This window comes from Kitasatospora sp. NPDC085464 (assembly GCF_044541955.1).
Lineage (GTDB): Bacteria > Actinomycetota > Actinomycetes > Streptomycetales > Streptomycetaceae > Kitasatospora.
Window position 1 is genome coordinate 51,225 of record NZ_JBITTM010000017.1, and the last position, 23,100, is coordinate 74,324.

General features: G+C 74.0%; 18 protein-coding genes. 9 read left to right on the forward strand and 9 right to left on the reverse strand.

Annotation, left to right across the window (positions count from 1 at the left end; all coding sequences use genetic code 11):
* The first annotated feature begins 89 nt into the window (after nucleotides 1–89).
* Nucleotides 90–3,299, forward strand: a complete 3,210-nt coding sequence (locus ACIGG8_RS16980) for a M28 family peptidase (protein WP_396548784.1) — start codon at nucleotides 90–92, stop codon at nucleotides 3,297–3,299.
* Between the two features lie 107 nt (nucleotides 3,300–3,406).
* On the opposite strand, the gene ACIGG8_RS16985 is transcribed toward ACIGG8_RS16980, so the two are convergent.
* Together ACIGG8_RS16985 and ACIGG8_RS16990 are read right to left on the reverse strand one after the other, a co-directional pair.
* A complete protein-coding gene (locus tag ACIGG8_RS16985) occupies nucleotides 3,407–4,252 on the reverse strand; it encodes a hypothetical protein (RefSeq protein ID WP_396548786.1) in 846 nt (281 codons plus the stop codon).
* Nucleotides 4,253–4,332: 80 nt separating this feature from the next.
* Entirely contained in the window at nucleotides 4,333–4,977 is a 645-nt protein-coding gene (locus ACIGG8_RS16990; RefSeq protein ID WP_396548788.1) for a hypothetical protein, read from the reverse strand.
* A 191-nt stretch (nucleotides 4,978–5,168) separates the two neighbouring features.
* Here ACIGG8_RS16990 and ACIGG8_RS16995 point away from each other — a divergent pair, with 191 nt between their 5' ends.
* From ACIGG8_RS16995 to ACIGG8_RS17010, 4 genes are all read left to right on the forward strand, one after another.
* A complete protein-coding gene (locus tag ACIGG8_RS16995) occupies nucleotides 5,169–6,407 on the forward strand; it encodes a cytochrome P450 (protein ID WP_396548790.1) in 1,239 nt (412 codons plus the stop codon).
* A 165-nt stretch (nucleotides 6,408–6,572) separates the two neighbouring features.
* Nucleotides 6,573–7,079 (forward strand): carboxymuconolactone decarboxylase family protein, encoded by a 507-nt coding sequence (locus ACIGG8_RS17000; RefSeq protein WP_396548792.1) that lies wholly within the window; start codon nucleotides 6,573–6,575, stop codon nucleotides 7,077–7,079.
* A 190-nt stretch (nucleotides 7,080–7,269) separates the two neighbouring features.
* The gene (locus ACIGG8_RS17005) at nucleotides 7,270–9,045 is read left to right on the forward strand and encodes a penicillin-binding transpeptidase domain-containing protein (protein ID WP_396548793.1); all 1,776 of its coding nucleotides are present in this window, start codon (nucleotides 7,270–7,272) and stop codon (nucleotides 9,043–9,045) included.
* A gap of 160 nt (nucleotides 9,046–9,205) precedes the next feature.
* On the forward strand, nucleotides 9,206–10,330 hold the full coding sequence (locus ACIGG8_RS17010; RefSeq protein WP_396548795.1) for a hypothetical protein: 1,125 nt from the start codon (nucleotides 9,206–9,208) through the stop codon (nucleotides 10,328–10,330).
* Nucleotides 10,331–10,442: 112 nt separating this feature from the next.
* Here ACIGG8_RS17010 and ACIGG8_RS17015 read toward each other — a convergent pair whose 3' ends face one another.
* Nucleotides 10,443–11,732, reverse strand: coding sequence for an RNA polymerase sigma factor (locus ACIGG8_RS17015; RefSeq protein WP_396548797.1), 1,290 nt, complete (start codon nucleotides 11,730–11,732; stop codon nucleotides 10,443–10,445).
* Nucleotides 11,729–12,100 carry a YciI family protein gene (locus ACIGG8_RS17020; RefSeq protein WP_350522004.1) on the reverse strand — a complete coding sequence of 124 codons (372 nt, stop codon included), beginning with the start codon at nucleotides 12,098–12,100 and terminating at the stop codon, nucleotides 11,729–11,731. Before ACIGG8_RS17020 ends, ACIGG8_RS17015 begins: the two co-directional genes overlap by 4 nt.
* A 393-nt stretch (nucleotides 12,101–12,493) precedes the next feature.
* Here ACIGG8_RS17020 and ACIGG8_RS17025 point away from each other — a divergent pair, with 393 nt between their 5' ends.
* Nucleotides 12,494–13,399, forward strand: coding sequence for a UTP--glucose-1-phosphate uridylyltransferase (locus ACIGG8_RS17025; protein WP_350522005.1), 906 nt, complete (start codon nucleotides 12,494–12,496; stop codon nucleotides 13,397–13,399).
* Nucleotides 13,400–13,570: 171 nt separating this feature from the next.
* A complete protein-coding gene (locus tag ACIGG8_RS17030) occupies nucleotides 13,571–13,978 on the forward strand; it encodes an Imm7 family immunity protein (RefSeq protein ID WP_396548800.1) in 408 nt (135 codons plus the stop codon).
* 95 nt (nucleotides 13,979–14,073) lie between these two features.
* Here ACIGG8_RS17030 and ACIGG8_RS17035 read toward each other — a convergent pair whose 3' ends face one another.
* Nucleotides 14,074–15,378 (reverse strand): FAD-dependent monooxygenase, encoded by a 1,305-nt coding sequence (locus ACIGG8_RS17035; RefSeq protein WP_396548802.1) that lies wholly within the window; start codon nucleotides 15,376–15,378, stop codon nucleotides 14,074–14,076.
* Nucleotides 15,379–15,571: 193 nt separating this feature from the next.
* Here ACIGG8_RS17035 and ACIGG8_RS17040 point away from each other — a divergent pair, with 193 nt between their 5' ends.
* Nucleotides 15,572–16,333, forward strand: a complete 762-nt coding sequence (locus ACIGG8_RS17040) for a DUF2625 family protein (RefSeq protein WP_396548804.1) — start codon at nucleotides 15,572–15,574, stop codon at nucleotides 16,331–16,333.
* A 68-nt stretch (nucleotides 16,334–16,401) separates the two neighbouring features.
* Nucleotides 16,402–16,971 carry a hypothetical protein gene (locus ACIGG8_RS17045; protein ID WP_396548805.1) on the forward strand — a complete coding sequence of 190 codons (570 nt, stop codon included), beginning with the start codon at nucleotides 16,402–16,404 and terminating at the stop codon, nucleotides 16,969–16,971.
* A 159-nt stretch (nucleotides 16,972–17,130) separates the two neighbouring features.
* On the opposite strand, the gene ACIGG8_RS17050 is transcribed toward ACIGG8_RS17045, so the two are convergent.
* The 4 genes from ACIGG8_RS17050 to ACIGG8_RS17065 form a co-directional block, all read right to left on the reverse strand.
* A complete protein-coding gene (locus ACIGG8_RS17050) occupies nucleotides 17,131–17,427 on the reverse strand; it encodes a hypothetical protein (RefSeq protein ID WP_396548807.1) in 297 nt (98 codons plus the stop codon).
* Between the two features lie 189 nt (nucleotides 17,428–17,616).
* A complete protein-coding gene (locus tag ACIGG8_RS17055; RefSeq protein WP_396548808.1) occupies nucleotides 17,617–18,756 on the reverse strand; it encodes a nucleotide disphospho-sugar-binding domain-containing protein in 1,140 nt (379 codons plus the stop codon).
* A gap of 32 nt (nucleotides 18,757–18,788) precedes the next feature.
* Nucleotides 18,789–20,144 (reverse strand): acetyl-CoA carboxylase biotin carboxylase subunit family protein, encoded by a 1,356-nt coding sequence (locus ACIGG8_RS17060; protein ID WP_396548809.1) that lies wholly within the window; start codon nucleotides 20,142–20,144, stop codon nucleotides 18,789–18,791.
* 174 nt (nucleotides 20,145–20,318) lie between these two features.
* Nucleotides 20,319–22,355, reverse strand: a complete 2,037-nt coding sequence (locus tag ACIGG8_RS17065) for a PEP/pyruvate-binding domain-containing protein (RefSeq protein ID WP_396548811.1) — start codon at nucleotides 22,353–22,355, stop codon at nucleotides 20,319–20,321.
* Nucleotides 22,356–23,100: the final 745 nt, after the last annotated feature.

Below are 23,100 nucleotides of genomic sequence, written 5' to 3' on the forward strand. Positions count from 1 at the left end.
CCCGCACGGCCCTCCCCCTGCCCCGGCCTGCGGTGCGCCACCAGCCGTTGCCGTCCGCGGTCGAGGACCCCCACATGCGAGGAGCCTCGATGCAACGCAGAGTTTCCACCGGTCGGTTGCTCACCACGGCGACCACCCTGACCGTCCTGGCCGGCCTGATCGCCGCCACCGCGGGGCCGGCCACCGCCGCGCCCACCCCCTCCCCGGCACCGCCGAACGCCCTGGCCGCCGCCGTCGACGCGGCCGACGCGGCGGCCGCGGCCGGATTGGACGCACTCGCCAAGGGCCCCGGCGAGACCTACGAGCGCCGGGCCGTCACCCCCTGGGTCGGCGGCCTCTACTCCGTCTCCTACGAACGCAGTTACCGCGGCCTGCCGGTCGTCGGCGGCGACGCGGTCGTGCTCGCCGACGGGCAGGGCAAGGTCCGCGGCCTGCAGTCCGCGGCCCCCGGCCCGATCGGCGGCTCCGTCACCCCGCAGATCGACGCCGACCGGGCCGAGCGGACCGCCCGCGCCGAACTGCCCGCGGTGGACGCGGTGGAGTCGAACCGGCTGGTCGTCCGGGTCAAGGACGGCAACGGCGGCCGGCTCGCCTGGGAGACCGTGCTGAGCGGCCGCAACGGCAACGCCCCGAGCCGGCTGCACGTCTTCGTCGACGCGGCGACCGGCGAGGTCGTCGACCGCTACGACGACGTCCACGCCGGCACCGTCAACAGCAAGTGGAACGGCCCGGCACCGGTCACCATCAGCACCACCGGATCCGGCGGCTCGTACTCGCTGCGCGACCCGAACCGGCCGGGCCTGAGCTGTTCCGACTACAGCACCGGCCAGGTCTTCTCCAAGTCCACCGACTCCTGGGGCACCGGCAGCCCGACCAGCAAGGAGACCGGCTGCGGCGACGCCATGTTCGCGGCCCAGAAGGAATGGGACATGCTCCGCGACTGGCTGGGTCGCAACGGGCACAACGGCAACGGCGGCAGCTGGCCGGTGAAGGTCGGCCTCAACGACGTCAACGCCTACTGGGACGGCAGCACGATATCCATCGGCCACAGCCAGGCCAACGAGTGGATCGCCTCGATCGACGTGGTCGGCCACGAGTTCGGCCACGGCATCGACCAGTACACCCCGGGCGGCGCCAACAACGAGGCCGGGCTCGGCGAGTCCACCGGCGACATCATGGGCGCGCTCACCGAGGCCTACGCCAACGAGCCCGCGCCGTACGACAACCCGGACTACACCGTCGGCGAGATGATCAACCTGGTCGGCAGCGGGCCGATCCGCAACATGTACAACCCCTCGCTGGTGAGCAACAACCCCAACTGCTACTCCTCCTCCATCCCGAACACCGAGGAGCACGCGGCGGCCGGCCCGCTGAACCACTGGTTCTACCTGCTGGCCGAGGGCTCCAACCCGGGCGGCGGCAAGCCCACCAGCCCGACCTGCAACAACTCCTCGGTCACCGGCATCGGCATCAAGGACGCCGGGCGGGTCTTCTACGGCGGCATGCTGCTCAAGACCAGCGGCATGACGTACAAGCGCTACCGCACCGCCACCCTGACCGCGGCGAAGAACCTGGACCCGTCCTGCACCTTCTTCACCCGGGCCAAGGCCGCCTGGGACGCGATCAGCGTGCCCGCGCAGAGCGGTGACCCGACCTGCACGCCGTCCGGGAACAACGACTTCTCGCTGTCGCTCGGCCCGGCGTCCGGCTCCGTCCAGCCCGGCTCCTCGACCACGGCGACGGTCGGCACCACCCTCACCTCGGGCACCGCGCAGTCCGTCAACCTGAGCGTCTCCGGCGCCCCGGCCGGGGTCACCGCGACGGTCAGCCCGTCGTCCGTGCAGACCGGTGCGTCCGCGACGCTGACCCTGGCTGCCTCCGCGGGCGCCCCGGCCGGGACGTACGTGATCACCGTGACCGGCACCGCCGGAGCGGCCACCCACACCGCCCAGTACACCCTGACCGTCGGCGGCGGGGGCAACCCCGGCGGGCCCGCGCCCGACATCGACGTCGCCAAGGTCCAGGCCCACCTGGCGCAGCTGAACGGCATCGCCAACCAGAACGGCGGCAACCGCCGGGCGGGCACCGCCGGGCACAGCCAGTCGGTGGCGTACCTCAAGGGCAAGCTGCAGGCCGCCGGCTACACCGTCAGCGAGCAGACCTGCACCTCCTGCACCTACCAGTCCGACAACCTGATCGCCGACTGGCCGGGCGGCCCGGCCGACCAGGTCACCATGTTCGGCGCCCACCTGGACAGCGTCGGCGCCGGCCCCGGCATCAACGACAACGGCTCCGGCTCGGCCACCCTGCTGGAGAACGCGCTCGTGCTGGCCCAGCAGAACCCGACACTGACCCGGCACGTCCGGTTCGCCTGGTGGACCGGCGAGGAACAGGGCCTGCAGGGCTCGCAGTTCTACGTCGGCCAGCTGGGTTCCACGCAGCGCTCCGCGATCAAGGCGTACTACAACTTCGACATGGTCGGCTCGCCCAACGCCGGCTACTTCGTCAACAACATCTCCTCCGCGGCCTCCGCACCGATGAAGGCCTACTGGGACTCGCTCAACCTGCAGCCGGAGGAGAACGTCGAGGGCCAGGGCCGCTCGGACGACTACTCCTTCCAGCAGGCCGGCATCCCCACCTCCGGCTACGCGGCCGGCGCCAGCGACACCAAGACCTCGGCGCAGGCCGCCAAGTGGGGCGGCACGGCGGGCCGTTCCTACGACTCCTGCTACCACCAGTCCTGCGACACCACCGGCAACGTCGACGCGACGGTGCTCAACCGCAGCGCCGACGGCGTGGCCTACACCATCTGGAAGACCTCGGTCGGCGGCAGCACCCCCACCAACGACTTCTCCCTCGCGGTGAACCCGGCCACCGCCACCGTCAACCCCGGGGACAGCGCCACGGCGACGGTCTCCACCGCGACCACCTCCGGATCGGCCCAGACGGTCAACCTGACCGCCTCGGGCGCCCCGGCCGGCGTCACCGTCACCTTCAGCCCGTCCTCGGTGCAGTCCGGCGGCTCCGCCACCGTCACCGTCGCGACCTCCGCCGCCACCCCGGCCGGCACCTACGCCATCACCCTCACCGGGACCGGCTCCGCCACCCACAGCACCGGCTTCTCCCTGGTCGTGGGCAACGGGAACCCCAACCCCGGAGGCACCTGGACGCCCGGCGCCACCTACCGGGCGGGCGACCTGGTGACCTACAACGGAGTGAGCTACCGCTGCGTCCAGGGCCACACCGCCCAGGTCGGCTGGGAGCCGCCGATCGTCCCGGCCCTCTGGCAGCCGGTGTGACCGGGGCGACCTGACGTTATCCACAGAGCGCTGCGCCGCGGACCGTCGAGGGGGACGGACCGCGGCGCAGCCGTGTGCCGGGGCGGGCGGTCATCCGGGGCGGGCGGTCACCCGGGGTGGAAGGCGACCCGGACGGTGGAGTCGAAGGGGAGGATCAGCCCGTTGCCCGTCTCCCAGGTCCAGTCGCGCGGGACGAGGAACATCCGGCCGCCGGAGTGGGCCAGCAGCCGAAGGCCCTCGTAGCGGTACCGGAACCGCGCGCCCTGCTCCACATCGGGCAGCACCGTCTCCCGCACCCCCGCCCACCCCAGGTGGAGCCGCTCCGAGGTGTCCAGGACGACCGCCGGACGCCGGTAGAGGTGGTGGGCGAGCTGCTCGGCGTCGGCCGTCCCCTTCTGCTGGGCGTAGCCGCCGACCGCCCAGTACGAGCAGAGCACGACCAGCGCCACGCTGATGCCCAGCGCCGCGCGCTCCCCGGTCAGCGGGTAGGCCGCGCCGGTGCTGCGCACGTACATCAGGCGGGCCAGCACCGCGAGCAGCAGCGCGCCCCCGAGCAGCAGCGGGGTGCCCATCGGGCCGGCGTCGACCACCTCGAACCCGGCCAGGAAGCCGAGCACCAGCAGCGGCAGCGTCAGCGCGGTGACGGCCAGGCAGATCCACCGGACGGTCCGGGCGCCGCCCCTACCGCCCCCGACCGCCCTGGTGGCGAGGTGGTAGCCCAGCGCGCCGACCAGCGCCCCGCACAGCGCCACTCCGGCCGGGACGTAGAGCGCGGGCGAGCTGCGCAGCAACAGGTCCTGGGTGGCGAAGCCGATCGTTCCGGCGTCGATGCCGAAGTAGCTGTAGAGCGAGCTGGTGTAGGCGTAGCCGAAGAAGAAGAGGAGCGCGGTGAGGATGGTGGTCGGGGCGACCCAGGTGGCGAGCTTGGCGATCCAGTCGGTCCAGGGCCGCACGGGCGGCTCCTGCGGCTCGTCCCGGGGCCCGCCCGTGCGCTCGTGCGGGAACTCGCGCGGGGGCTCCTCCTCGGCAGTGCTCAGGAGTTGCTCCCCGCGCCCGGGGAGGTGCCGCCGTCCGGGCTCACCCCGCCGTCGGGAGTCCTGCCGCCCGGGGAGGTGGTGGTGTCCGGGGAGGTGGTGGTGTCGGGGGTGGAGGAGATGATCTCCACGTTCCCCTCGGCCTGGATCCCCTTGCTGGAGCCGTCGACCGTGACGGTGAGGCAGATCGTGCGCTTTTTCGTGCCCGGCTTCCAGTCCGGGAGGGTGAACTCCGCGACCTCGCTCTGCCCGTCCGTGACCCGGATCGGTTGGGGGGTGAGCGGAGTGGCGTAGTGCGAACTGCCGCAGTCGGCGACCTTGCTGATGGTGGCGTCGAAGCTGTTCCTCGACGTGAAGTGCAGTGTGATGAGGGCGCTGTTGTCCGCGCCCTGGACGCTCGCCGTCGGCTCGCCCGCGGTTTTGAACCCGCCCTGGTTCCCGGTGTCCTGGGTCCGCTGCTCGTCGGTCCGGCCACCGTCGTCGGTCTGCCCGGCGCCGCTCTGGCCGGTGTCGCTGCGCTGCCCCGAGGCGGAGTCTCCGCCGCCGCCTCCGCAGGCCGCCAGGGCCGGTACGAGCAGGGCGGCGGCCAGCCACCGGGCGGTGCGGCCGGTCCGGCCGCGTCCGAGGTGCCGGGTCCCGGGCATGCGTTCTCCCATCCGCGCAGCGAGCGGGGCCGGTCGGCCCCGCCGCACGATACCCGTTCGTATACGGCTGGCCGGGGCCGCCGCGCCGGCCCCGGCCGGGACCGCCACCCGGTCGGCGCAGCCCGGCCGCACCCCGGCCTGGCATAGAGTCGCAGCGGACGCACCGTCAGCACAGCGGAAGGACACCACCCGTGAGCACGGACACCCGCCCGGTACCGGAGCTGGCCCCGGAGGCCGTCGAGCAGTGGCGGGCCGAGGAGGCCGAACTCGTCGAACTGCTGGCCCGGGCGCAGCGCGGCGTCGGCGGCCTTGCCGCGGTGCGGCTCGGCCCGACGCCGACCGTCCTGGTCACCGACCCGGCGGCGGTGCAGCACGTCCTGGGCCGCCACCCGGACCGCTACGTCAAGCGCTCGCACCGCGCGCGGATGCTCGTCGGGGACGGCGTGCTGTCCGCCACCGGGGACGCCTGGAAGCGCCAACGACGGCTGTTGCAGTCCCAGTTCACCGGCACCGGAATGCGCGCGTACGAGCGGCGGATCGCCGCCGCGGCCCACCGCACCGCCGAGCGCTGGGCGGGCTACCGGCGCAGCGGGGAGACCTTCGACGTCGGCGAGGAGATGCGCCGCTTCGCCCTGGACACCGTCTGGCGGGCGCTCACCGGGCTGCCGCTGGACGACCGGACGGACCACGAACTCCGGTCGGTGGAACGGGTGGTGGCCGCCATGCCGAAGCTTCCGACCAACGCGGCGGACGCCCGGGACGCGGTCGCCGAGGACCTGGCCCGGGTCGACGCCGTCGCGCACGCGGCGATCGACGCGGCGCGCTCGGCCGGCCCGCTGGAGGAACCGGGCGTGCTCCGGGTGCTGCTGGACGCGGGCGACCGCTTCCCGGAGTACACCGACACCCTGATCCGCGACGAGCTCGTCACCCTGCTCGTCGCCGGACACGAGACCACCGCCACCACGCTGACCTGGCTCTTCCTGCTCCTCGACGACCACCCCGGGGCCCGGACGGCCGACCCGCAGGCGCTGGTGAGCGAGACGCTGCGGCTCTACCCCTCCGCCTGGCTGCTCCCCCGGCACGCCGTCGAGGACGACGTCGTCGCCGGCCACCGCATCGCCGCCGGCACGGACGTGCTGGTCTGCCCGTACCTCACCCACCGCGACCCGGCCCTGTGGCCCGACCCCGAGCGGTTCGACCCGGCCCGCTTCGCCCCGGGCGCGGAACGCCCGGGCCAGCTCGGCGCCTACTTCCCCTTCGGCCTCGGCGCCCGCGCCTGCCTGGGCACCCAGTTCGCCCTCCGGGAGACCACGGCCCTCCTCGAACTCCTGCTGCCGATGGGCCCGGTGGAGTTCCGCGCCAAGCCGTCGGGCGCCGTCTACAGCATCACCGTGCGGCCGGACGGGCCGACGCCCGCGGTCCTGCGCTGAGCCCTCCCGCGCGGCACTCGGAAGCACGCGTGTGCGGCGGCGCTGTCACAACGGCGCCGCGGGATCCGTCGGGGAGGTGACGGCACCGCCGATCACACCGACCGCGGCGCTCCCGCCGCTCCCGCCGCGCCGGCCGCTCCGGCCGCTCCCGAGAGGAACACGACGATGACCACCCGCTCGATCACCACCGAGATCCCGCTGCGCCCCCGGATGGCCCAGGACCCGGTTCAGCTCGTGCCCGCACTGGCCGAGGTGTCGGCCGCGCTCTTCCGGGCCGCCGGCAACCGCTCGGTGCCCCGCAGCACCATCGGCCTGGTCCAGCTGCGGGCGGGCCAGATCGCCGCCAACACCTACCTGACCGTCCTGCACACCGGCTTCCTCCGCAAGGCCGGCGAGAGCGAGGAGCGAATCACCTCGGTCGCCTCCTGGCAGGACTCGCCGTACTTCACCGCCCCCGAGCGGGCCGCCCTCGCCCTGGTCGAGGCCGCCCTCCGGCCCGACCCGCACGGCGAGCGCGTCTCCGACGCGCTGTACGCCGAGGTCGCCGAGCACTACGACGAGACGGCCCTGGCCACCCTGATGATCGCCATCGGCCAGGTCAGCTTCTTCACCGCCGTCGCCGTGATCGCCAAGCCCGTCCCGGGCCGCGCCTTCACCGATCCCTGGGCGTAGCCCCGCCCCGTGCCGCGGGGCCCGCCGGGCAGGCCGGCGGGCCCCGGGGGCTCCTGCTGTCGACCGATCGCCCGGCTCCGCATAGGCTGGTCCGCGCTCGAACGGATCGCCGGACGACCGGGCGGGCAGCGGGCCGGGGATTGCCGGAGGGGCGGGCCCGTGATCAGTCAGGACACGGGGGGACGAGAACATGCGCGAGGCGCAGGAGCCGGACGACTTCGCCGGGTACACCGAGATCGACGACGGCCACGGCCGGTTCGAGGACGTCGGGTACCGGGGCGTCGAGTTCGCGGACGAGGCGGACGAGGAGGTAGCCCCGCGCCGCTCGGGTGCGCGGCGGGCCGTGCTGGTGGCGGCGGGCGGGGTGTTCGCCGCCCTGCTGGCCGTCGGCGGGTACGGCCTCTACAACATCGTGGACGCCGTGCAGGGCGGCAACACGTCGAGCAGCGACGGCGGCGGCGCCCAGGGGCCCGACAGCGCGGCGAAGGGCCCGCAGGAGCCGCCGACCGCCGACCAGGCCGCGGCGGTGGCGAAGGACTTCCTGGCGGCCTGGGGCCGCGGGGACGTGACCGCCGCCTCCGCCCTCACGGACAAGCCGGAGACCGCCCGCGCCGCACTGGCCGTGTTCCGCGAGAACGTGCCGACCCGCTCGCTCGCGCTGACCCCGACGGGCCCCGTGCCCGCCGGCACGGCGAGCGGTCCGGCCGTCGGCTTCCGGGTGAAGGCCGAGTTCGAGAACACCACGGGCGCCTGGGAGTACGACAGCGCGCTCAGCGTCGTCCGCTCCCAGGACGGCAAGGCCGTCGTGCACTGGGCGCCGACCGTGCTCCACCCGCACCTCGCCACGGGCGGCGCGATCGCCGTGAAGCAGCTGCCCGACCCGGTGTCCAAGCCGGTCGACCGCAACGGCAAGCCGCTCGACGGCTTCCCGTCGCTGACCGCCGTGCTCGCCAAGATCGGGCCCGCCGACGGTGCGACCGTCGTCAACGGGCGGGCCGTGGTGCTCTCGGGCACCGGGCGGGAGCCCGAGCAGCTGTTCGTGCTGACCCCGCCGAGCGCACCGCAGGTCAAGCTGACCCTGGACGCCGGCCTCCAGCAGGTCGCCGAGGAGGCGGTCAAGCAGCAGGCGGCGGGCGGCAAGCCGGCCTCGCTGGTGGCCGTCCAGCCGAGCACCGGGAACATCCTGGCGATGGCCTACTCGCCGAGCGGCCACAACCGCGCGGTCTCGGGCGGCCAGCCGCCCGGCTCCACCATGAAGGTGATCACCTCCGCCGCCCTGCTGGAGGCCGGGGTGTCCCCGGACACCGTGGTGCCGTGCAAGGAGACCACCTTCTCGCCGCGCCCGTGGCACAACGACGAGCCGGGCAACTTCCCCTCGTACACGCTCGCGGACGACTTCAGCCACTCCTGCAACACCGGCTTCATCGACAAGGGCCTGGAGAAGCTGCAGCCGGGCACGCTCACCAAGGTGGCCCGCGACCAGTTCGGCCTCGGCCTGGAGTGGCACATCGGCATCGACAGCCGGGACGCCACCGTCCCGGTGCCGGCGAACAACGACGACGCGGCCTCCGAGTACATCGGCCAGGGCAGGATCCAGGTCAACTCGCTGGCGATGGCCTCGGTCGCCGCCACCGTGCAGAGCGGAACGTTCCGCCAGCCCGTGCTGCGGGAGGACGCCAAGCGCGCGACGGCACCCGGGAAGCTCCCCGCCGACGTCGCCCGGGACCTGCGCTCGATGATGTCCAAGACCGCCACCCAGGGCACCGCCCGCGCCCCGATGTCCGGCCTGTCCGGCCAGATCGGCGCCAAGACCGGCACCGTCGAGGCCGGCGGCAGCCAGGCCACCAACAGCTGGTTCATCGCCTACCGCGGCGACCTCGCCGTCGCCGCCGAGGTCGAGGGCGGCGGCCACGGCAACAGCGCGGCCGGCGTGGCGGCCGCCCAGGTCCTGAAGGCCGGCGGCTGAGGACCCGTCTTCAGGCCCCCGTCGTCCGCGTCGCTGCGGTCGGCGGGGGCCCACCGCTCGGGACCGGCCGGGAAACGGATCGTAAAACCGCTTGCCAAGCGCGGAGTTCGGGTGCGATCATCGGCGCCGTGATCACGAGAATCGAGTCCACCGACCGCTGGTGAGCGCGGTGTCCGGGCCCCGGTCGCCCGACACCCGAACCGGCCTGTACGACCACGCGGTACGCCTGCACCGGCAGAACCCGAACGAGCCGCTGCCCCGCGACGGAAAGCCGTACCCAGACGACGGTCGACCACGCCCCGCGGCGCCCGACGACCTGCGGACGGCGGGCCTCCCGGTCGCCCGCGTCCTGGACGCGCACTTCGCCGAGCCGTCCGCCCAACCCGCCGCACTGGCCGACGCGTTCCGCGACCTCTACGTGCCGATCCACCGCAACGCGGACATCGCCGCGGCCGCCCGCCGGTGCACCGACGCGTGGCGGGTCCGGCGGACCGGACGGTGGCTGGTGCGCCACGGCACCGACGAGGGCGCCGTCACCGTCGGGCTCGCGCTGCTCGCCGAGGCCGCCGCGCCGGACGACGGCCCGCTGATCCGGACGATCGGACTGCTGTCCGGAACCTCCGGCCCGCTCGCGGCGCACGCGCTCGAACGCCTCGACGGCGGAGCGGCGCACCTGCTCTGGCTGGCCGACCGGGTGGCGGGCTGGGGGCGGGTCTACGTCGTCGAGGCGCTCTGCCGGCTCGACGACCCGGCCACCCGCCCGTGGCTGCTGCGCCGGGCGGTCGACGGCGACTTCCTCAACGGCTGTTTCGCGGGCAGGGCCGCCACGGCCGCCCGACTGCACGAGGCGCTCCCGGAGTTCGGGCAGGACCGCGAACTGCTCGACCACACCGGGCGGTTGCTGCAGATCATGACGCAGAGCGCCGGCATGGGAATGACTCTGCGCCACTACCCGCACTCCGCCGCCGTCCTGGCGGCCCACGCCCGCCACGCGGGCGACCCGCCGCCCACCGTCGAGCGCTTCTGCGTGGTGGCCTCGCTGACGCTGCACCTGGCCACCGAGTCCCCCGAGTACTCCGGCTGCACCCCCGCCCAGCTCGATGCGGTCCTCGCCGCCTACCTCGCGCTCCTCGACCGCGAGGACTGGTACGCGACGGCCCGCACCGCCCTGGCCGCGCAGAACGAGTGGCTGCGGTGGTTCGCGGACTTCAGCCGCTCCCGGCTGCGCCTCCGGGTCTTCGAGGACTGGCCGCCGGCCACCGACGAGGCCGACGGGCCGGGCTGACGGCCGTCGCCCGGCCGGGGCGGACAGGACGGGCGCGGCGGTCGGGACGGGCGCGGCGGTCGGGACGGGCGGGTCGGGGCGGGCGGACGGGCCGGACCGCCCGCCGAACGGGTCAGACCTGCCGGACCCGCCCCGCGCGGCCCTCCAGGTAGCGCTGCTCCGCCAGGCTCGCGGTGGCCCGGGCGGCGCGGCGGTAGTGCTCGTACGCCCCGGCGCGGTCGCCGGCCTTCTCCAGCAGGTGCGCCCGCACGGACAGCAGCCGGTGGTGCCCGGCCATCCGGGCGTCGGCGTCCAGGGTGGCGAGGAGGGCCAGCCCGGCCTGCGGGCCCTCGACCTCGGACAGGGCGATGGCGCGGTTGAGGGTGACCACCGGGTTGGGCGCGATCCGCTCCAGGATCAGGTAGAGGCCGTACACCTGCCGCCAGTCGGTGTCCTCGGCGGTGACCGCGTCCGCGTGGGTGGCGGCGATGGCGGCCTGCAGCTGGTACGGGCCGAGCGCCGGCCCGGCCAGCGCCGCCTTGACCAGCGCGGTGCCCTCGTCGATCAGCGCGCGGTCCCACGCCGTCCGGTCCTGCTCGTCCAGCGGGACGAGGTCCCCGGCCGCGGTCGTCCGGGCGCTCCGCCGGGCGTCGGTCAGCAGCATCAGCGCCAGCAGCCCGGCCACCTCGCCGTCCCCGGGCAGCTGCGCGTACACCGACCTGGTCAGCCGGACGGCCTCGCGGGCGAGGTCCGGGCGGTCCAGTTCGCTGCCCGAGGACGCGGTGTAGCCCTCGTTGAAGATCAGGTAGAGCACGTGCAGGACGACCCGCAGCCGCTCCTCTCGCTCGGCGCCCGCGGGCGGCGCGAACGAGCTCCCGGCGGCCCGGATCCGCTGCTTGGCCCGGCTGATCCGGGCCGCCATCGTGGCCTCCGGCACCAGGAACGCACGGGCGATCTCGGCCGTGGTCAGCCCGCCGACCGCCCGCAGCGTCAGGGCGGTCCGGGAGGCGGCGGTCAGCGCCGGGTGGCAGCACAGGAACAGCAGCAGCAGGGTGTCGTCGGTGTCCGGCACCCCCTCCGGCACCACCTCGGCGGCCGCCGTCGCCGACTCCCGCTCCCGGCGCGCCCGGTCGCTGCGCACCTGGTCGACCAGCCGCCGGGAGGCGACCGTCACCAGCCAGCCGCGCGGGTTGGCCGGCACCCCCTCGGACGGCCACTGCACGGCGGCGGCCAGGACGGCCTCCTGCACGGCGTCCTCGCACCCCTCGAACCGGCCGTACTTCCGCACCAGCGTGCCGAGGACCTGCGGCGTGAGCCCACGCAGCAGGTCCCCGGTGTCCCCGGTGTCCCCGGTGTCCCGGCGGTCCGGCCGGTCCCCGGTGTCCCGGTTGCGTTCGTCGTCCTCGTTGCCCGTAGCCGTCATGCCTCCAAGTTTCCGTCGGAGAACATCACCTGCCGCACCTCGACGCCCAGGCCCGCGATCCGGGTGTCCGGGATCCGGGCCGCCAGCTCGATCGCGCGCGCCCTGTCCTCGCAGTCGACCAGGTAGAACCCGCCCAGGAACTCCTTGGCCTCCAGGAACGGGCCGTCCGTCACCACCGGCTGCCCGTTGCGGACGGTCACCACGGCGGCCTGCGACGGGTCGACCAGCGCCTGCGTGAGGATCAGCTCGCCGGACTCCTTCACCTCCTCGATGAACCTGCCGTGCCCGGCGCCGATCGCCGCCTTCTCCTCGTCGGTCAGCGCGTCCAGCACAGCCGGGTTGATGTGCAGGCTGATCAGGAACTTCATCTCGTGACTCCCTCGGGTGTGCGGGCCCCGGCGGGGCCGCTCCGACCGGTGGTCGGAGCGGGCGCCGCCGTCTTGACGTCCTCCGCCGGAACTCTCCCACGGACTTCCCGCGATCCCGCCGCACCGCCGCATCCGCGCCCGCGCCCACGCCCGCATCCGTGCCCATGCCCGCCCCGGCGGCCCGGCGGCAAGCCGCCCCGGGGAGAGCAAGCGCACGCGCCGCCGGCGCCCCGGTGAACGGTCGACGAATTCTTGATCCACGACCCCAACTCCCCAGCAGACCAACGGAAACAATCACACCGGAACCCTTGGTAGCGTGACGTCACCGCGACCTCGTGCAGGCACCTGCACCGCACCCGCGCGCCGCACCACCGTCGAGACGAGAGAGGGCACATGGCCCCCAGGACGATCCGCCGAGCCGTCATCCCCGCCGCCGGACTCGGATCCCGCCTCCTGCCGCTGACCAAGGCCACGCCGAAGGAGATGCTGCCGGTCGGCGACAAGCCGGTGATCGAACACACCGTGCGCGAGCTGATCGAGAGCGGCATCACCGACATCACCATCGTCGTCAACGGCGACAAGGGCATGATCCAGGAGCACTTCCGCCCCAACCCCGTCCTCGTCGACCAGTTGCGCCGCGACGGCAAGGCGGCCTTCGCGGACGCGGTCGAGGAGGTCGGCGAGCTGTCCCGCCGCGGCCACATCAGCTACCTCTACCAGCACGGCCCGTACGGCAACGGCACCCCGGTGCTCAACGCGGCCCGCCACCTCGGCGACGACCCCTGCCTGGTGCTGTGGCCCGACGACGTGTTCGTGGCCGAGGTCCCCCGCGCGCAGCAGCTGATCCGGGCGTACGAGCAGACGAACGCGCCGGTCCTGGCGCTGATGCCGATGGCCCCCGAGGACTCCTACCGCTACGGCGTGCCGGTGGTGAAGGAGGACCTCGGCGGCGGCTCGCTCCGCATCACCGGGCTGGTCGAGAAGCCGAAGCCGGTCGACGCGCCCTCCGCGTACGCGGCCATCGGCGGCTACGTCATCACCCCCGGCATCGTCGACGAACTGCGCGAACTCACCCGCCGCTGGCACGAGAAGCCGGAGGACGAGGTCTACCTCACCGACGCCATCAACGCCTACGCCGCCCGCCGCGCCGTCTACGGCCAGGTCATCGACGGCACCTGGTACGACACCGGCAACCCCGCCGCCTACCTCCGCGCCCAGTTCGCCGCCGCCCTCGCCAACCCCGAGTACGGCCCCGACCTGCGCAGGCTCGCCGCCGAACTCGCGCCGGCCACCGGCTGACCGCCCACGGCCGGGCGCCGGTCGGCGACAGCCGGGGGCCGGTCGGCGACAGCCGGGGGCCGGTCGGCGACAGCCGGGGGCCGGTCGGCGACAGCCGGGGGCCGGTCGGCGACAGCCGCCGGGGAGGATCCCACCGAGCGCGGCGGACGCCGGTCGGTAGGCTTCCGAGCCATGTTCGAGTACCACGGGTGGATCAACGTCCTGGAAACGGCCGAGGCCGAGGACGACGACATCGGCCTCGTCGAGGCCCGCCTGCGGGAGATCGCCGAGGGCATCCGGCGCCGGATCGACGAGATCGCCGCCCCGTACCTCCTGGACCTGCGGTGGATGAACGGTTCGCTCTTCCTCCACCTCGCCGGCCAGCCGAACCACCGGGATCCGGAGATCGTCGACTTCTTCCGCGAGGTCGGCGAGCGCGCGCCCGGCTCGTACGGCCTGCTGCACGTCCGCGACGACGAGGACCACCCCCACGAGAACGACGTCCGCGTCCTCAGGATGGTCCGCGGCCGGGTCACCGAGCACACCGAGCCGCTGCTGTCACCGTGCATCCCGGTGCTGGAGGACCCGTTCGAGGGCTGAGCGCCCCCCGACCGCGCCGACCGCCCGCCCCGACCGGCCGGTCCTGCCGGCCGGTCCTGCCGGTCGGTCGGGGCCCGCTCCTCGGTGACGCGCCCTCAGTAGTCGGGCAGGTCGAAGACGGTGGCGGCACGGAAGGCCGCCTCCATCTCCGGGCCGGGACGGTCGAGGCCGGGCCCGGCCGCGGCGCCGGGGGCTTCGGCGTCCTCCTCCGGACCGGCGGTCGCGGCGTCGATGCCGTAGACCCTGGTGGTCAGCTCCAGGATGGCCTGGTTGGCCGCGACGTGGTCACGCAGCCGCTTCTCGTAGGCGGGGAAGGCGCGCCGGTGGTCGCCGTCCGCCGCGTGCAGCTCCCCGGCCAGGACGTAGGCCGCGGTCAGGGCCACGCTGGTGCCCTGGCCGGTGAACGGGGAGCAGCAGTACCCGGCGTCGCCGAGCAGGACGACGCGGTCGTTGGACCAGTGCTCCATCCGGATCTGGGCGACGACGTCGTAGTGGAAGGCGTCCGTCTCCCACATCCCCCGGAGGAAGCGCGGCATCTCCCAGCCCATCCCGGCGCAGCGCTCGGCGACCAGCCGGCGCTGGGCGGTGCGGTCCCGGGGCAGCATGCGCTCCAGCGGCTCGTCGGTGGCGAAGCCGACGAAGACCCGCAGTTCGGCGTTGTCGCGGACGGTCATCACCAGGCTGCTCCAGCCGGTGTCGGCCTGCTGGACGATCTCCCAGCGGTCCAGGCCGAGGTGGTTGGGGACGCTCCAGCCGGCGATGTAGGTGCCGATGGAGTGCAGGTAGTCGGCCTCGGGGCCGAAGACGAGCCGGCGGGTGTTCGAGTGCAGGCCGTCGGCGCCCACGACGAGGTCGAACGACTGCTCGGTACCGCTGCGGAACCGGACCTGCACGCCGTCCCCGTACTGGACGAGGGTGTCGATCGAGTCGTCGAACCGGTACTCCACGCCCGGCCCGGCCGCTCCCGCGATCAGCTCCGCGAGCTCGTCGCGCAGGATCTCCACGTCGGGACCGCCGACCTCGCCGCCACTGGCCGTCCACTCGGTGGTGCGGCTCAGTTCACGGCCGTCCGCGTCGACCACGGACATCCCCCGCAGGCCGGTCCTGCGGGCCCGGACCTCCGCCAGCAGGCCCATGCGCTCGACGACGTCCAGGGCGTTGCCGCGGATGTCCACTGCCTGACCGCCGCCGCGCAGCGCCCGGGCGCGCTCGACCACGGTGACGCGGAAGCCGTAGCGCTGCAGCCAGTAGGCGAGGGCGGTGCCGGCGATCCCGGCGCCGGAGACCAGGACCGAGGTCGGGCGGGCGCTGCCGCCGTCGGGCCCGGGGCTGATCGGCTCGGCGTGGCCGGGCTCGGTGTTGCCGCCTTCGGTGTTGCTCGTCCGGTTGTTGCTCGACACGGTGGACCTCCCGTGGGTCGGTGGTGCTGGTGTGGACCAGCCTGCGGCGGGCCGCCCACAGCACACGAACAGACCGCTCACAGCACCGACATGCCACCGGCAGGGCACTGACAGGGCGTCGCAGGGCGTCGTCGGCCGCCGCCGTCGGCCACCCGCCCGGCGGTGCGGACGGCCGCGGTGCGATCATCCTCGGATGCGCGCGATCGACGAACTGACCGAGGTGGACGATCCGGCCTGGCCCGAGCTGGCGGCGGTGCTCGCGGCGAGCCCCGTCCCCGCCCGTGTGCTGCCCGCCGACCGCGACGAGGGACGCCGCTGCCTGCTGCAGCTGCAGGTCACCGCGCGCTCCGTGCTCGGCGCGCTGGTGCTGCACACCGGCGGGTTGCTCCTGGACCACGGCTGGGTGCGCGTCTTCGGCGGCGGCGCCCCGGCGGCGGACGGCGGCGCGGCGGAGAACGGCGGCGCGGCGGACGGCGGCCTGCCCAGCCTGGGGCGGGTCAACCGCTTCCCCACCGCGTTCGACCCCACCTGGCACCCCGCCACCGCCCTGGTCGTCGGCCACGACGCCGTCGGCGGTGTCTTCGCGCTCAACGGCCACGACCCGGCCGCCGGCGGCCGCCCGGGGATACCGGGACAGATCACCTACTTCGCCCCCGACACCCTGGAGTGGGAGGCCCTGGACATGGGCCACTCCGCGTGGGTCTCCTGGCTCCTCTCGGGCGGCACGGAGGCGTTCTACGACGGGCTGCGCTGGCCCGGCTGGCGCGCGGAGGCCGAGGAACTCGCGCTCTCCCAGGGCATCACGGTGTTTCCGTTCCTGTGGTCCGAGGAGGCGCACGCGGACCTCTCCGGCACGGCTCGCCGGGCCGTGCCGATGCGCGAAGTCCTCGGGGTCGCAGCCGACTTCGCGCGGCAGATTGGCGCCACCGACCCCGGGTTCCTCGGCGCGGTGTAGGGCGGCCCGGGCATCGGATGGCGTAGTACTTCTCGCGCCGCCCTTGGGTGTTGAGAAGACTGACGAGCGTGTCCTCCACCGTGAACGCCGGAACCTCCCGCCACGAGCGGGCCCTTGTCGGCGCGCTGCGGGCGAGGGCCGCGCGCGGCGCGCTCACCGCCGAAGCCGTGGTCCTCGCCCAGGGGCGCCTCCAGGAGCCGTGCCCCTGGCCGGCCGGCATGCCCCGGCGGGGCAACGGCGGCGCCTGCTTCCCCAACGCCTGGCGCGTCGCCCGCAGATCGCCCGCCCTGGCGTACGTCGAGGGCTACGTGATCGAGGACGACGGCACGGTGACCCACCACGCCTGGTGCGCCGACGAGCACGGCCGCGCCCTCGACCCGACCTGGCCCGACGGACGCGCCCGCGCCTACGCGGGAGTCGCCATGGTCCTGCCCTGGGTGTCCGCCGTCCGCCGACGCACCTGCACCCAGACGCGCTTCCCCGGTGTGCTGGACCCTGCCGTCCAGCACATCAGGGACGCCGACCGGGTCCTGACCTACGGCGTCCCGGCGGGCGCGCTCCTCCTGCTCGGCCGCGACCTGCCGGAAGGCGCGCCGCCCCACCCGGGCGAGGCCCGACAGCCCGACCTGGTCGCCTGAACCGCCCACCGGTCGCCCGTCCCGCCCCGCCCCCCGTGACTGCGACCACTGACTGAGCACCGGGCCGGGCTACCGGGCGGTCCTCCAGGACGAGCAGCTGCGCGCCCTCGGCCCCGGGCGTCGGTGCTGCTACGGCTACGGCTACTGATCCCGGAGCGGCTACCCAGACGAACGGCCGCTGCCGGGGTCACCCACCGGTACGGGCAGGTAGGTGAGCGGCCGGCCGGCCCGGTCGATGACGACCGTGCCGCTGCGGCCCGCGCTCGTCCGGTCCGGTTCGAGGTGCCACTCCACCTCGCAGGTCGAGCCGGGGGCGACGGCGAACAGCTCCGGGCCGGCGTTGGTCACCGTGAAGGGGAAGTCGGGAGCTCCGGGCCGAGCCGGGCCGAGCGTCGGAGGCTCGGCGTCCAAGTCGGCCGTGAAGCCCCGCGTTTCGAGCGCTGCCATCATCTCCATGCGGAGGACGGGCGGTCGCGCCGGCCGCCGCGAGTCGACCACGGGCCGCATCCGGCGCAGCACGACCGCCTGCGCCGTGAGCGCCTCGTGGGGAAGCCGCCCGCCGGGGGCCGACACCGGGACCGGCGCCGGGGCCTTCGGCGAAGCGCTCGACGGGGGCCGCGGGTTCGCGGCCCCCGCCGGCCGGCCTCAGCCGCTGAGCGTTGCGAGGCCCAGGAGGTGTTCGGCCACCGCCGCCGGGCTGGGCATCGCCGCGAGCTCGGCGCTGACCTCGCGGGCGGCCCGGGCCGGGCCGGGGTCGGTGAGCAGGCGGTCCAGCAGCGCGGGGCCGATCTCCTCGGCGCCCGCGCTGAGGCCGGCGCCGCGGTCGCGGACCGCGTGGGCGTTGATGAAACGGTCGGAGCCGTCGGGCAGCGCGAGTTGCGGGATGCCCGCGTCCAGGGCGGCGAGTGCGGTGCCGCTGCCGCCGTGGTGGATCGCGGCGGCGCAGGTGTCCAGCAGGGCCCGCCAGGGCACCCAGCCGTACGCGTGGACGTTGTCCGGCAGGGTGCCGAGCGTGCCGAGGTCGAGTTCGCCGGTGGCGAGGACGAAGTCGGCGTCGACCTCGGCGGCGGCCGCGATCACCCGCTCGATCCTGGTCAGGCCGTCGGTCTTGGGCGGCACGGTGCCCAGGGTGACCGCCACCCGCGGGCGGTGGGCGGGGGCGGCCAGGGGCTCGGGCAGGGCGCCTTCGCCGTTGTAGGCGACGGGCCGCAGGATGCGGCCGTACCGCTCGATGCCGGCCATGCTCGGCGGGGCGACGTCGAGGGTGTCGGCCGGCTCGGGGAGCCGGTCGATCCCGTGCCGGGCGAAGGTGTCTGCCATCTCGGTGAGCATCAGTTCGCGCAGCCCGGGGGTGCGGACGAATCCGAGGTCGTGCTGGACGGCGGGCACGCCGAGGGTGGTCGCCGCGAGGAGGGCCACCGGGAACAGGTACTCGTACACCACCAGGTCCGGCCGCCACTGCGCGGCGAGTTCGACGGTGGCGTCGGCCACCGTGCTGTTGACGTGCGCGGCCAGCGGGACGAAGGCCTCGCGGTCGGCCGCGTTGGTCTCGACGACCCGCCGCATCAGGTCGGGCCGCCGGGTGCGGCCGGCCTCGCGGATCTCCAGGCGCCAGTCCACGCCGGGGGCGAGCGGCAGGTACGGCAGCCCGGACGCGGCGACGGCCTCGCCGCCGTCCATCGAGGCCACCGCGACCTCGTGGCCGAGCCCGCGCACCGCCCGGGCGAGCGGAACCAGCGGGAAGAGATGGCCGACGCCGGGTGCGCCGGCGAACAGTACACGCATCGAAGTACCTCGGTGGTCGGGTGGGGCGGGGGTCAGCCGGCGGCGCGGTGCAGGGCGGCTTCCAGGCCGTTCAGCACCGCGTTGCAGTCGCGCTGCAGGGTGTCGGCGTCGACGGCGCTCAGCAGGTAGACCCCGAGCCAGTTGCGCGACCCGGCGTTCGGGTCGAAGGCGGGCACCGGCTGTCCGGCCGGCATGGCGAAACCGGGGACGGCCTCGATGGTGCTGCCCGGGGACAGCAGGCTCTGCCAGTCCACGGCCTGCGGGTCCCAGACCGGGCGGGTGCGCCAGGGCACGCCGAACGCGTCGGCCGGGACGACGGCCACCGAGGCGGCCGCCCGGACCCCGTCGGTGAGCATGGCCCCGGGGTAGTCGACGCGCTCGCCCAGCAGCTGCCGGACCAGCATGCCGATCGGGTCGAGCCCGAACACCTCGTGGACCTGCCGGGTCGTCAGCAGGCCGCCGAACCGGGCCGCGGTCTCGATGACCACGAGCTCGCCGTCCTTCATCAGCTTGAGCTCGGTGTGGGTGCCGCAGTTCTCCAGCCCGAGCGCGTCGACGGCCTGCCGCGAGACCTCCTCGATCCGGCGCTGCAGGGGCACCGCCATCACGGAGGGCGAGGTGCTGGCCACTTCGACGAAGGACGGGACGGTCGGCAGCTTGGCGGTGATGGCGAGCGGACGGTAGACGCCGTCGGCGACGATCCCCTCCACGCTCACGTAGTCGCCGTAGCCGGACTCCTCGTACCAGCCGTCGGTGGAGCCCTGGGCGATCTCCTCGACCAGCCGGTCCCGGTCGGTGTCGGGGGCGTAGAGCTCGTTCATGCCGACCTTGCTGCCGGCCTGCAGGCCGCGCTCGATCTCGTCCCACGCGGGCGCGGCGTCCTCGGCCCGCTCCAGCACGATCTGGGCGACCGAGCCGGCGCCCCAGGCCGGCTTGAGCAGCAGCGGGGGCGTGAACTCGGCGAGGGCGGCGTCCAGGTCTGCGAGGCTGTCGACCCGGCGGAAGCCGGGGATCGGCACCCCGGCGGCGGCCCACGCCTCCCGCATCAGCCGCTTGTCCCGGGCGCGGACGATCCCTTCGCCCGCGCCGGCCAGGCCGAGCCGGCTCGCGGCGTGCGCGACGGCGAGCACCGCGAACTCGGAGAGCGTGAGCACCGCGTCGGCCCCGATGGCCTTCGCATACTCCACGATCAGCTCGACCAGGTCGTCGCCGCGCGGCGCCTCGGGGACCGTTTCGATGCTGGTGCAGCTGGGGCGCCACACCTCCTCGGCGGCGGTGGGCAGCGGCGCCAGCGCGAGGACGTGCAGTTCGCCGCAGGCGGCGATGCGCGGGAAGGCGTAGTCGAGCGGGGCTCCGCCCTTGACGTAGACGTACAGGATCCGGTTCAACGTGCTCTCTCCTGAGGGAAGTTCACTGGCCCGGGGGTGTTCGCCCCGGGCGGGCGCGCCCGGCCTGGGCGCTCGGCCCGCGGGGTGCCGCGCCGTGCGGCGGGCGGCCGCGTGGGCCCGCGCCGACGGGCACGGCCGCGTCGTTCGCGGCCGTGCCGTCGCGGGCGGCCGGCGTCAGCCGGCGGTGCGGAAGGGGCGCAGCTGCAGCAGGCTCACCCGGTCGCCCTCCATGGCCCACTCGATGTCGACCGGGGCGGCGTAGCTCTCGTCGGGCGAGAAGTGCGACTGCAGCAGCCGGCTGATCAGGGCCAGTCGGCCCACCAGCTGCTTGGTCGCGGCGTCCAGGTCGGCGGTGGCGGTGCCGAGCGAGACCGTGCGGCTGCCGCCCTCCATGGTGTTGCACAGGTACTGGAGGGGGGCGCCCTCGCCGGTGACCACATCGGTGACCGAGCGCGGCGAGATGTTGAGGTAGACGCTGCGGAAGTCCTGCGGGCTCAGCGGGTTGCAGGTGACCAGGACGCCGCCGACGGTGGCGCCGACCTGCTCCTGGACGACCACGCCCATGCGGCAGTGGTCCAGCGGGATGCCCGCCTGGTGCCGAAGCTGCACGGCGCGCGGCGACAGCAGCGAGGCCCACACCTCCCGGACCGCCTCGACGACCGCGTCCGTGCCGCTGACGTGCGCCACCGACTCGTAGAGTCCCGCGGCGGAGAAGCCCGACAGGTCCTCGGCGTTGGAGGAGCTGCGGACGACCAGCTCGGCCGCGCCGTACAGGTGCCGGTCGAGCGCCCGGTCGATCTCGGCGCGGACCGGCTCGGGCAGCGGGGCGGTGCGGATCAGCCGCTGCGCTTCGAGGCAGGCTCCGGCGGTCTCCGCAGTCTCCGCGGTCCCGTCCCGGAGCACGGTGTCGAGCCGGTCGAGGGCGTCCCGGAGCTCCGCCGAGGAGTCCAGGAACCGCTGCTGGAGGGAGAACGGCAGCACGATCCCGCGCGGCACGTGGGCGTACTCCTTCACCAGGCGCTGCGCGGCGTCGGCCAGCTCGGTGTCGTCCGCGTCCTGCGGGAGGCCGAGTTGACGGGCGAGGTAGCGCAGCAGGTTGTCCCGGGGCGGCCGCGGCACGCGGTAGAAGCCGAGCCAGCGCGGCGAGCCGTGCTGCAGCAGGTGGGCGAGCTCGCCGAGGTTGGCGGCCTTGGTGCCGAACCGGACGTGGTCGCCCGCGCGCAGTTCGGTCAGCGGGGTGACGGGGGTGGGCGTGAGGTCGGGCAGGTCCACGGTGACGCGTTCGGCCCGCGGCGCCGACTCCGGCCGGTCGCCTTCGTGGCGCGGCGGCGCGGCTTCCAGCCGGAAGTCGCCGGCGTCGGCGTCGACCCGGTAGCGGACCCACCGGCCGGCCAGCCCGGCCTCCTCGATCCGCTCGGCGGCTCCGATGCGGACCGCGTTGGGTATCCGCCACCCGGTGGCCATCACGTTGATGTGGGAGAGCGGGGTGGTGTGCTCGGTGTGGATGAGGCCGGACACCCGGGGGACGTCCTCGGGCACCCGGGGCATCACCACGATGTCGTGCCACTGGAGCGGCTCGGGGTCGGCCCGGTACTCCTCCTCCGAGCGGAACACCCGCAGCCGCCCGTGGGCCTCCCCGGGGTTCAGGGGGACGAACGCGGCGGTGGAGTACAGCTCGTGGGCCAGGACGCGCGGTATCTCGTCCTCCGGGATCGCGGCGACGTACGCCTCCTGCCGGTGGTTGGCCGGCTTGAGGACGAGCGGCAGCGCGGGGTCGATGTGGGCGCGCACCCGGTGGTAGAAGGAGCGCAGCATGTCCTGGGACATGGTGTCGACGTCGACGGTCTCCAGCGAGAGGAAGGGGCCTTCCGCTCGCCCGCCCTCGTCGGTGCCGCTGCGGTCGTGCAGGGCGAGGGTGCCGAGATAGAAACGGCGGTCGGGATTCCGGTAGACGTCGTCGTTGAACGCGTCGAGCCCGCGGGCGAGTTCGTCGATCGACATGCCGAGTACGTCGCACGCGATGTAGCGGACGTGGAGTGTTCCGTCCGCACTGTCGATGAAGTGGAGCACCGACTCGGCGCGGTCGAGCACGATTTTCACATAGGGGTAGCCGCCGACGTTGCCGGCGAGCTGGGAGAACTCCTGGATGGTGAGCGTTTCGCCGGTGAGGCGGGGCCGCGTGGTCGCTTCGTTGCGATCCGAACGGGTCATGCGCACAGTTCAGCCATTCGTCATCGTGTACACGATCGGTGTGCACCAGGTCAGAAGTTGGTACGGCTACACACACACTGCCATCGATTCCGAACATCTGACGAATATTCAGGCGACATCAGGCCACTGCGGATTGTTTCGGCCATGAACACGGGCTGCGGGAAAGCGTGCGGCGCGCCGTTCAGTGACGGGGGTCACAGGAGGTCGGCACCCGATCGACCCGGCCGCTTGAAATACGCCTGAAATGTTGATTCCTGCACGACCTGCGAGAGATGCCGTCTGCCCACCCACGGCCGGAGGCGGAACTTCCTGATCGATTCGATGTCATGTTCACAAAAACCGTCGTCGGCACGGAGGAATCGATACCGGGACCCCGCTCCGGGGAGACGCCGACGCACCCGGCCCGGCTGCACCATCTGCCCCCATCCGCCCTATCCACCTCATTCGCCCCATCCATCCCGTCCGCTCCTCGGCCGATTTCCGACCCCGCCGGCCACAGAGGGATCGCCGGGCAGTCGACGCATTCATTTCCGAGTCCGGAAACACGTGACCACGAATGGCGGGCCGCCGGTGAATTGACCGACGGTGGCGATTTTCGGAGAGCACATGAATCGTATACATCCCGGACATTCGGACCACAACCACGCAGCTGTTGACCTGGTCGAACGAGCTGCACCAGGGCCCTACTACGACGACGTGAAGCCCGGTCAGTACGTCGCGGACATCGACGCGCCGGAAATCTCGG

Excerpts from the sequence above, each read along its gene's own strand:
- ACIGG8_RS17005 (WP_396548793.1), top strand. The coding sequence starts at position 7,270 with ATGCGCGAGGCGCAGGAGCCGGACGACTTCGCCGGGTACACCGAGATC.
- ACIGG8_RS17015 (WP_396548797.1), bottom strand. The coding sequence starts at position 11,732 with ATGACGGCTACGGGCAACGAGGACGACGAACGCAACCGGGACACCGGG.
- ACIGG8_RS16990 (WP_396548788.1), bottom strand. The coding sequence starts at position 4,977 with ATGCCCGGGACCCGGCACCTCGGACGCGGCCGGACCGGCCGCACCGCC.
- ACIGG8_RS17040 (WP_396548804.1), top strand. The coding sequence starts at position 15,572 with ATGCGCGCGATCGACGAACTGACCGAGGTGGACGATCCGGCCTGGCCC.
- ACIGG8_RS17025 (WP_350522005.1), top strand. The coding sequence starts at position 12,494 with ATGGCCCCCAGGACGATCCGCCGAGCCGTCATCCCCGCCGCCGGACTC.
- ACIGG8_RS17050 (WP_396548807.1), bottom strand. The coding sequence starts at position 17,427 with ATGGAGATGATGGCAGCGCTCGAAACGCGGGGCTTCACGGCCGACTTG.
- ACIGG8_RS16980 (WP_396548784.1), top strand. The coding sequence starts at position 90 with ATGCAACGCAGAGTTTCCACCGGTCGGTTGCTCACCACGGCGACCACC.
- ACIGG8_RS17020 (WP_350522004.1), bottom strand. The coding sequence starts at position 12,100 with ATGAAGTTCCTGATCAGCCTGCACATCAACCCGGCTGTGCTGGACGCG.
- ACIGG8_RS17030 (WP_396548800.1), top strand. The coding sequence starts at position 13,571 with ATGTTCGAGTACCACGGGTGGATCAACGTCCTGGAAACGGCCGAGGCC.
- ACIGG8_RS17055 (WP_396548808.1), bottom strand. The coding sequence starts at position 18,756 with ATGCGTGTACTGTTCGCCGGCGCACCCGGCGTCGGCCATCTCTTCCCG.
- ACIGG8_RS17065 (WP_396548811.1), bottom strand. The coding sequence starts at position 22,355 with ATGACCCGTTCGGATCGCAACGAAGCGACCACGCGGCCCCGCCTCACC.
- ACIGG8_RS17000 (WP_396548792.1), top strand. The coding sequence starts at position 6,573 with ATGACCACCCGCTCGATCACCACCGAGATCCCGCTGCGCCCCCGGATG.